Annotated in this window: 8 protein-coding genes and 1 pseudogene; 4 read left to right on the top strand and 5 right to left on the bottom strand. The window is 66.8% G+C overall.

Annotation, left to right across the window (positions count from 1 at the left end):
• Nucleotides 1-142: 142 nt before the first annotated feature.
• Together QM595_RS00460 and QM595_RS00455 are read right to left on the bottom strand one after the other, a co-directional pair.
• Entirely contained in the window at nt 143-1,225 is a 1,083-nt protein-coding gene (locus QM595_RS00460; RefSeq protein WP_415169545.1) for a Fic family protein, read from the bottom strand.
• A 172-nt stretch (nt 1,226-1,397) separates the two neighbouring features.
• Nucleotides 1,398-1,655, bottom strand: coding sequence for a hypothetical protein (locus QM595_RS00455; protein ID WP_415169544.1), 258 nt, complete (start codon nt 1,653-1,655; stop codon nt 1,398-1,400).
• A 638-nt stretch (nt 1,656-2,293) separates the two neighbouring features.
• Here QM595_RS00455 and QM595_RS00450 point away from each other — a divergent pair.
• The 3 genes from QM595_RS00450 (at nt 2,294) to QM595_RS00440 (ending at nt 6,168) form a co-directional block, all read left to right on the top strand.
• Complete coding sequence (locus QM595_RS00450) at nt 2,294-2,455, top strand: hypothetical protein (RefSeq protein ID WP_415169543.1); 162 nt, start codon at nt 2,294-2,296, stop codon at nt 2,453-2,455.
• A gap of 103 nt (nt 2,456-2,558) precedes the next feature.
• The gene (locus QM595_RS00445) at nt 2,559-3,809 is read left to right on the top strand and encodes an ATP-binding protein (RefSeq protein WP_415169542.1); all 1,251 of its coding nucleotides are present in this window, start codon (nt 2,559-2,561) and stop codon (nt 3,807-3,809) included.
• A gap of 19 nt (nt 3,810-3,828) precedes the next feature.
• Entirely contained in the window at nt 3,829-6,168 is a 2,340-nt protein-coding gene (locus QM595_RS00440) for a TOTE conflict system archaeo-eukaryotic primase domain-containing protein (protein ID WP_415169546.1), read from the top strand.
• A 297-nt stretch (nt 6,169-6,465) separates the two neighbouring features.
• On the opposite strand, the gene QM595_RS00435 is transcribed toward QM595_RS00440, so the two are convergent.
• The 3 genes and pseudogenes from QM595_RS00435 to QM595_RS00425 all read right to left on the bottom strand — a co-directional run.
• Nucleotides 6,466-6,702: a hypothetical protein gene (locus QM595_RS00435; protein ID WP_415169541.1), complete on the bottom strand. Its 237-nt coding sequence runs from the start codon at nt 6,700-6,702 to the stop codon at nt 6,466-6,468.
• Nucleotides 6,689-7,213, bottom strand: coding sequence for a hypothetical protein (locus QM595_RS00430; RefSeq protein ID WP_415169540.1), 525 nt, complete (start codon nt 7,211-7,213; stop codon nt 6,689-6,691). The genes QM595_RS00435 and QM595_RS00430 overlap by 14 nt, the downstream gene beginning before the upstream one ends.
• A 272-nt stretch (nt 7,214-7,485) precedes the next feature.
• Nucleotides 7,486-7,569: pseudogene (locus QM595_RS00425) on the bottom strand (DUF255 domain-containing protein); the annotation flags it as partial.
• A gap of 259 nt (nt 7,570-7,828) precedes the next feature.
• Between QM595_RS00425 and QM595_RS00420 the strand changes: the two are divergent.
• A complete protein-coding gene (locus QM595_RS00420) occupies nt 7,829-9,442 on the top strand; it encodes an amidohydrolase (RefSeq protein WP_415169539.1) in 1,614 nt (537 codons plus the stop codon).
• The last annotated feature ends 23 nt before the right edge of the window (nt 9,443-9,465 follow it).

The following is a 9,465-nucleotide window of genomic DNA, read 5'->3' as shown; positions in this document are numbered from 1 at the left end:
TCCCGAGCCGGCGCGCCAACGCCGACCCCGATCCGAACTTGAGCATGGGCTTCGATCTTGCTCGGGAGGTACGTCCGCTTCACATCACCTCGCCGAGCGCCATCCACAGGTTCTGATCATTGCTCGCGCTGGCCTGGGCACCTCACTCGGGGCGCGTCAGGACGCTCAGGAACTCGTCGTTGACGAAGAGGAGTTCCCTGCCCACCTTGGCGTCGCTCAAGAGTCCTGCTTCCACCAAGGCGTGCAGCCATGCCGACGCGGTCTGTCGGGAGACGTCGCAGCGTTCTGCAACTGTGTTGATGCGGCAGTAGGGCTGTTCGAAGAGTACGGCCAAGAACTGCGCGTCACGACCGCCCGGCGTGGCAGCTCGTGCCTGCTCGGCGATGTCCTCCTGGCACGTTCGGATGGCTCCGATCTTGCGCGTCGTCGATGTTGCGGACTCCCGAACGACGTCGAGCATGTACAGGATCCAGTCGATCCAGGCTCCATCGGCTGTCACAGCTCGCAGAAGTCGGTAGTAGTCGTTCTTCCGAGCGATGATCGCCCGGGAGAGATAGAGGATCGGGTCGTTCAGCAGGCCGGCCTCGATCAGCATGAGGATGTTGATGACGCGACCGGTTCGTCCGTTGCCGTCATGGAAAGGGTGGATCGCCTCGAACTGGTAGTGGGCCAGGGCCATGCGCACCAGCGGATCGAGGTCGTCCGCCGCGTGGACGAAGCGCTCCCAGTCTGAGAGCTTCTCGCGAATGATGTCGGCACCCTCTGGCGGCGCGTAGACGATCCGCTGGGTAGCAGGGTTGGCGATCCTCGTCCCGGACACCGCTCGAATGTCCATCTCGCGGCCGTGTAGTGCTGAGCAAATGCGAGCAGCGGTGCCAGCTGTGAGCGGTCGACTCTTGATCGACTCCACTCCCGTGAACAGGGCGCTGCGATATCGCAGCGCTTCCTTGGTCGCATGGTCTCCCCCGCCGGAGTCGGCGTGCTTGAACAACTCGTCGGCAGTGGTCACGATGTTCTCGATCTCGGAGCTTGCTTGCGCCTCAAGCAGCGGGACCGCGTGAATCAGGATGTTGGGGTTCGGCAACAACTGGCCAGCCTGAGCCAGGGTCGCAAGGGCGGTTCGGGCCTCGATAGTGGCCTTGAGGACCGCCTTGGGTTCGAGGTCGAGGCCCGGCGGTGGCAGCGCAGGCAGGTCGTTGAAGGGGACCTCGGGGTTCCAGGACACGTGTTAGCTCTTTCGACTCATCCCAACAACGTGTTAGGAATCTCGAAAAAACCTAACACATCATCTGGATGCGTCAAGTGACTCGACACGTTCCAAGGTTGGCTCTTCTCCGACATTTACTCCGACATCTTCTCCGACACCGGGGTGGTGCGGACGGAGGTCCGCGCATGGGCTACTCGGCGATCCGCTCCAGGAGCGCGGCCAGATCGACCTTCTCGTCCAACGGCTCGATGGTGACCGTAACAGTGCACTCCTGACCCCGCGGCTTGAGGGCGAGGTCATACTCCCCGTTGCTCAGCTCGGCCCAGCATCGCGCGAATGCGACGCCTGCCTCCCAAGTTGCTTCGGAGCTGGGATACCGCGTCTGCGGTAGTGCTTCCAGCATCTCGGCAACGATCGCCTCGACGGTTGCAGCGAACTCCACGGCCATGCCCATCAGTGTCCCAGCCGACACCGACAGGCTGGGAATGAAGCGCTGCTGTCGTCGGTGCGCAACCTCGTCATCAGCAATCTGCCAGAAGCCCCAGTGGGTACGCGTCAGCGCGTCGGGACTACTCGCCGCTCAGCACTGCGCGAGCAACGTCTCCTGTGGGCTTGTCCGCGAGAGTCGCCCACGCCTGAATGACACCCGACAGCGCCAAGGCGGCGCCAGCCTGCACTTGCGGACTGCCCTGCTTGACGATGAGAGCATCCAGCGAGCCGAACGCCCGGCCCCGGTGCGCAAGGCCGAGGATGTCGCGAGCGGCGCGTCCACCGGCCCACTGACCCCTCGGGAGCCCGAGAGCTCGGCCGAGTTCGGAGACATCGACGCGTCCGAGGTTGCCGACCGCAGTCTGACCTGCCCGCCGAGTGGATCAGCGACAAGCAGGACCACGCCGAACCAGTCAAGGGCGTCAAGCCCTACACTGGTGGCGACGAGTACGCGATCCCGGGCTTCTTCGCCAGCGACGAGGAGCAGCAGGAGTTCGTCGCTTGGGTACGGGCCGAGCGCGACAAGGAAGTCGTCTGACGCATGGCTGTCGTTGTTACCAGCACCTCAAGGACCGCGCGCTGATCCCGCCGTCTGTCATGACACACCCTGACCGCTGGCGGCTCGACCAGCTGCTGGCCTGGGAAGAGAAGCGGATCGCGTTGGCCGAGGCTGCACTCGAAGCACTCGTCGCGCCAGCCGGGGAGGTCGGGCTCACCGACCTCCTCCCGGCGCCCAAGCGACGACGACGCGCGGGGTGACCGGGCAGACGACCGCGATAAGGCGAACACAGGTTACGCAAAAGGTCGATTCGCAAATCCGTAAAAGGTCGACTACATGTTACGCAAACGGTAGACTGACATTATGGTGAACTACCTGCCACGCATCGCCGACCAGGAGCTCGTCGAACGCCTCGGGTACATCGGTGCCGTGCTGATCGAGGGGCCGAAGGCCTGTGGCAAGACCGCGACGGCGACCCGGCAGGCCAAGACCGTCATCCGCCTCGACGACGACCAGACCGCCCGCCAGTGGCTGACTTTGTCCCCGGAGCGACTTTTCGACGGCCCGACGCCGATCCTGTTCGACGAGTGGCAGGTCGAGCCAACCATTTGGAACAGGGTCCGACGCCAGGTGGACGACCGCAATGGCAAAGGTCTCTTCATCCTGACTGGGTCAGCCACACCCACCGACGACGCTTCCCGACACTCAGGCGCTGGCCGCTTCTCTGTCATGAAGATGCGCCCGATGAGCCTGTTCGAGACAGGCCACTCGACCGGCGAGATGTCGCTGCGCAGTCTCTTGGAGGGCGAACGACAGACCGGCCTCGGCACACACCTCGCGTTCGAGGAACTGCTCAACCGCATCGTGATTGGAGGATGGCCCGAACTCATCGACGCCGACGTAGCCAGCGCCCGACGCTGGCTACGCGACTACCTCACCAACCTCGTCGAAGTCGACATCCAGAAGCTCGGTTCACGCCGAGACCCCACGAACCTCCGGCGAACCCTCGAATCCCTGGGGCGCTCAGTAGGACAGGCCACCAAAGCTTCCGAGCTCGCCAGGGACGTCGGAGGGGAAGACGGCCCAATCGCCAAGGAGACGCTATCTGCCTACCTCACGGCACTCGACCGCGTCCACCTTCTCGACAACTCACCGGCTTGGCGTCCCCACATGAGGTCACGTGCCCGGTTGCGCACGGCACCCGTCCGCTACTTCGTTGACCCGTCCGTCGGTCCCGCAGCGCTCGACATCGGCACCAGTGAGCTGACGGACGATCTCGAAGCACTCGGTCTTCACTACGAAGCCCTCGTGATCCGCGACCTTCGGATCTATGCCCAACGGCTCGACGCCCGCGTGGACTCCTGGCGCGACGAGAACGGCCACGAGGTCGATGCCGTCGTCACCATCGGACCCAACAAGTGGGGAGCCTTCGAGATCAAACTCAACCCCAACGCTGTCGATGAAGCGGCAGCGTCACTGCTCCGCTTCAAGGAGAAGGTGGATACCACTCGGCAAGGCGAGCCGTCGTGCCTCGGTTTCATCACCAGTACGGGAGCCGGCGGTCTTCGCCCTGACGGCGTACACGTCATCCCGATCGGTGCCCTCGGGCCGTGACAGGCATGGGGACGCAACCATGACCGATCTCCACGGCGAGATCGAGGACTTGCGACGAGAGAACGCCCGCTTGCGCAGGCTCCTCAAGCTGACTGACGCCGAGGCCGCGCCCACGCTCGGCACCCAGGCAGCATGGTTCGACAAAGCGCCGGGCTCGGTTGATGCCCGGTCGTCGTCGCAGGCGAAGGTCGAGTTCTACGCGGCGCTGTTCGGCGCACGTCGTGATACCTACGCCGTTCGCTGGGAGAACGCACGCACCGGCAAATCCGGGTGGATGCCTGCCGTCGAGGGCGGCTGGCGTAAGGGCCGGGCGGCGTCCGAAGTGCGCCACCTGCCGCTGACGCCCGAGGTGCTCGCGGCCCACCTGACCGGAGACGTTCATATCGGCCTCTATCCGATGCTCAGTGGCGACCAAACGTGTTGGCTCGCCGCCGACTTCGACGGGCAGGCCGCGATCCTCGACGCCCTCGCCTATCTCAAGGCCGCACGAGCCGTAGGGGCGCCAGCCGCTTTGGAGGTCTCGCGCTCCGGTGTCGGTGCGCATGTGTGGATCTTCTTCACCGACCCTGTGTCTGCTGCCACCGCCCGTCAACTCGGCACAGCGTTGGTCCGCGAAGCGATTGCGATCCGCGGCCGGATGAACCTGAGCGCCTACGACCGACTCTTCCCCTCCCAAGATGTCCTTCCCGGCCAAGGCCCCGGCAACCTGATCGCGGCGCCGCTGCACGGCAAGTCACGCAAACTCGGCACCACCGTCTTCCTCGATCTCGCCACGCTGGAGCCGTTCGACGATCAGTGGGACTACCTCGCGACCTTGGAGCGGATGACGCCGAAGCAGGTCACAAGACTCGCGTCCGCGCTGCGGGAGCCCACAGTCGGCGCTCGGGTCAGCCATGCTCAGCCTGCCCGGTCGACCAGGACGCAGCCCAACCCGGCGCCGATCGTGCATCTACGTCTCGACGGGTCCGTGGCGATCCCGGGCTCCGAACTGACGCTCTCGCTGTATGCGACCTTGAAGCACGCGGCCTCGACGTACAACCCGGAGTTCTACGACCGTCAGCGGCGCCGCCAGTCGACCTGGAACGTCCCGCGCATCATCACCTCCTACGACGAGACCCTCGACGATCACCTCGTCCTCCCGCGAGGACTACACGACACCGCGACCAGGCTCATCGAGGAGGCAGGCAGCAAGATCGAAGTCGATGACCGGCGGATCACGGGCGATGCGCTGAACCTCTCGCCTGCGTTCGAGCTCAGGCCGCAACAGCAGGAAGCGGTCGACGCCGTGCTTCCGCACGACCTCGGCTTGCTGGTCGCGCCGCCGGGCTCGGGCAAGACCGTGATGGCGTGCGCGGTGATCGGTCAGCGCCCGGTGCCGACACTCGTGCTGGTGGACCGGAAGACCCTTGCCGACCAGTGGCGCCGCCAAATTGTCGACCTGCTCGGCATCAAGCCGGGACAGCTCGGGGGCGGGCGAACCAAGCTCAGTGGGGTCGTCGACATCGCCACCTTGCAGACTCTCGCCCGCCGGAGCGATCTTGCCGAGAAGCTGGGCACCTACGGCCAAGTCATCGTCGATGAGTGCCATCACGTTCCGGCAGCGGCTTTCGAGACGGCGGTCCGCGCGATCCCCGCGCGCTACTGGGTCGGGCTCACCGCCACGCCTTACCGACGCGACGGACTCGACGACCTGATCGGCTTCCAACTCGGCCCCGTGCGCCACACCTTCACCCACGCGGACCCCGACACCCTCGAAGGTGCCAGCACGGACCGGCCACGCCCAGTGCTGATCGTCCACCCGACGTCGTTCCAGTTGGAGGAACCTGTCGACTTCGCCATCCCGGGCGCCATCGCCGCCGTCCACTCAGCACTCGCAGAAGACGAGCCGCGCAACAAGCAGATTCTCACCGACGTGGTCGACGCTCTGAGCCGAGGACGGCATTGCCTCGTCCTGACCCAACGCACCGGGCACGTCGACCACCTCGCTGCGACGCTCACCGCTCGCGGGTTCGACCCGGTCGTCCTCAAGGGCGGTATGGGAGCCAAGCAACGCGCCGCCGCCAACGAGAGACTGAAGCCGACCGAAGACGGTCCACCGCTGCTCGTCGTCGCCACCGGGCACTTCGTCGGCGAAGGCTTCGACTGCCCCGCGCTCGACACGCTCTTCCTGGCCGGCCCGGTCTCGTTCAAGGGCCGCCTCGTCCAGTACGCCGGCCGAGTCCTCCGAGTCCATCCCGGCAAACAGACCGCCGAGGTTCACGACTACCACGACATTGGGGTACCGGTCCTCGCAGCAGCACTCACCAAACGAGCACCCGGCTACACCAGCCTCGGATTCCCCGACCCTCGCAAGATGTGACGTCCGCTGACCGCTGCCGAGAGATGCACGAGAATGGGCCAGAGCGCTCCCTACGCTAGCGAGGGGAGTCAGTCCCCAAGGTCGTTCCGTCCGATGCGGCGGCGCTTGCCGAGCTTGCGCAAGACCGGCCAAGGATCGCGAACAGCCCGCCCGTTGCGACGGTTCTTGTGCGGCTTACAGAGCTGGCAGCCCTTGTGCTGCCGATGCGGTGAGTGAGCCATCGTGTCTCCAATCCGTGATCCCGCCCCGCCACGGTGGGCAGGGCGGGAGATTGAGACGTCGAGACATGTTCACAGGCTATCCGCCGTGTTTCGTGAGGTAGCGCGCGGAGATCGACTTCCAGACAGGGCGATCGCCGAGTGCTGCAAGGCTCACGCCGTCGACGTGGGTCCACACCACACCTTCCGCGTCTCGACCTGGAGCAAGCAGCGACTTCAGCGTCTCGACCTGCTCGATTGCCTCCCGGACCGTTGCCGGGAGCGTGAAGTCGTAGACCGGCGCGCTCAGGTCGCGAATCCAGTCAAGCCGCGGCATCGGCCTGAATCACTGCCCAGGTGTTGTCATCGAGGTTCTGCACCCGCTCAGCGTCTGTCTTCTGCAGAAACGCAGGGAACGGGCCAATCGCCGCCATGCCCGGAGGTGCCGGAGGCTCCCACTTCGTCACAGCGATCCTTGCGTCGAGCGACTCACCGTCGGCCGCCTCAGCAAGCTCCGGGAAGTCGCTGAACGGGAACACGATCCCCTGGCTGTAGACACCGCGCAGCCGCGCCGTCTTGAGTACGTGGACCGGCGTACCGTCGAGGTTCTTGGTGCCGCGAGCCGCGAGGAAGGCGAACCGCTCATCACTGATCGGAAGGGCTGCATCAACCTCGATGTAGACGACTCGGTCACCGACGGTGAACTGCCCCTTCTTCACGACCACGGTCCAGCCTCGGACGTGCGCCGCTTCGATAGCGTCCGCGTCCGGGATCGCGTCGATGCCTGCGATGGTCTCGACTGTGACGAGCCGACGCGCGTCAGCCTCAGCGGGTACTTCGGTGGTCATGGTGATCCTCGTGTTGCTCATACATTGCAGAACAGGTTGACCGAGGGCAATCCGTTTGCCCAAGCGGTTTTCTCTGTCCGAGCATTGGATGAGGACACCGACAGTTACTCCGACATCGGCCTACCACTGGCCGCCAGTGCGGACGCCAAAGTGATACACGAGAGTGATACACGAAGCCCCGGAAACGGTGTCCAGCGGCGATACGGCGTGAACCGAGATGAACCGCCGCACCCACTCTGACCTGCGGTTTCGTCGAACCCGTCAACGACCGTCTACGCGGCGACCTCGTGGCACCAGTGGCAGGCGGCATACCCGACAGACAGCAGGATCGAGACGTCCCGCCGCCGAGCCTGCTCGAACGCCTCGGGCGACTCTCACCCCCTGATTCTTGGACGTGGGCCCGGCAAGCCGTCGATGCGAACCCATCGCGGAAAGCCCCATCGTGAGTAGCGCTCCGGTCGGCGGGTGCGGCTCGAGCAGGAGCGGGTCGACTGGGCCTGGGCGGAGGCCGAGCTGCGCGCGGCGAGGGGCTGACCGGTTACGGGGCAGGCCGTCGAGGGCCACGCTCCGATACTCCCCGGCGGCCAACCCGGCACGGCGTGGACAATGGGCGTCATGCCCGATGCCAGCGCGGTGACCGTGTTCCGCCACGCCCGCGTGTTCGACGGCCGGCGCTATCGGGGCCAGGTCGGCGATGTCGTCGTCGAGGGCGGTCTCATCCGTGCCGTCGGCGGCGAGGCACCGCCAGGGGCGCGTGTCGTCGACATCGCCGGCGGGCTGCTCTGTCCCGGGTTCGTGGACGCGCATGTCCACGCCGTCCAGGGCGGGCTGGAGCGGATCCGCTGCGACCTCAGCGACCTCCCGCCCGACGAGCGGCGCTATCTCGCCGCGATCGCCGACCACGCGGCGAGGCATCCCGACGACGCCTGGATCCTGGGCGGCGGCTGGGCCATGTCGGCCTTCCCGGGAGGTACGCCGACCGCTGCCGCCCTCGACGCCGCGGTGCCGGACCGACCGGTGTTCCTGCCGAACCGCGACCACCACGGCGCCTGGGTCAACTCCCGGGCGCTGGCGCTCGCCGGCATCGACCGCTCGACCCCCGACCCCGCCGACGGGCGCGTCGAGCGGGACCGGGACGGCCACCCCACCGGCACGTTGCACGAGGGCGCGATGGCGCTGGTGGCCAGGCACGTCCCCGCGACCAGCGCGGCAGAGCTGTACGCCGGTCTGCTGGCCGCCCAGCGCTACCTGCACTCGCTCGGGGTCACCTCCTGGCAGGACGCGATCGTCGGCGACTACGCCGGCATGGACGACAACGGCCCCACCTACGCTCGGGCCGCCGACGCCGGCGACCTCACCGCCTCGGTGGTCGGCGCGCTGTGGTGGGACCGCGAACGAGGACTCGATCAGCTCCCCGAGCTGGTCGCGCGCCGTACCGAGCTGTCACGCGGCAGGTTCGCGGCGACCAGCGTGAAGGTCATGCAGGACGGTGTGGCCGAGAACGGCACCGCCGCCCTGGTCGAGCCGTACCTGGACCACTGCGGGCACCCGACCCGCAACCGCGGCCTGTCCTTCGTCGAGCCGGGCACCTTGCGGCGGGCGGTCGCCGAGCTCGACCGGCTCGGATTCCAGGTGCACGTGCACGGGCTGGGCGATCGCGGAGTGCGCGAGGCGCTCGACGCGTTCGAGGGCACCGACCCAGCCCGCCGCCATCACATCGCCCATCTCCAGCTGGTGCATCCGGACGACCTGCCGCGCTTCGCGGCACTGGGCGTGACGGCGAACCTCCAGGCGCTGTGGGCCTGCTACGACGACCAGATGGTCGACCTCACGCTGCCGGTCCTCGGCGAGGAGCGGAGTCGCCGGCAGTACCCCTTCGGGGACCTGCGCCGTCATGGCGCGCGGCTGGCGGCCGGCAGCGACTGGCCGGTGAGCAGCCCCGATCCGCTCCAGGCGATCCACGTGGCCGTCAACCGGACCGCGTACGGCGAGACCGGCCGCGCCGGCACCGACCCGTTCCTCCCCGAGCAGGCGCTGTCGGCCGAGACGGCGTTCGCCGCCTACACCAGCGGCTCGGCGTGGCTCAACGGCCGAGACGATGCCGGCCTGATCGCGCCGGGGAAGGTCGCCGACCTGGTCGTGCTCGACCGCGACCCCTTCGACGACCTCGGCTCGATCGGCGCGACGAGGGTCGTGTCGACCTGGATCGACGGCGAGGCGATTGCCTAGATGATGGCGGACGACGGCCCGCC

The sequence above is a fragment of the Nocardioides sp. genome, assembly GCF_047607185.1.
Classification (GTDB): Bacteria; Actinomycetota; Actinomycetes; order Propionibacteriales; family Nocardioidaceae; genus Nocardioides.
This window is presented reverse-complemented; position numbering and strand designations above follow the sequence as displayed.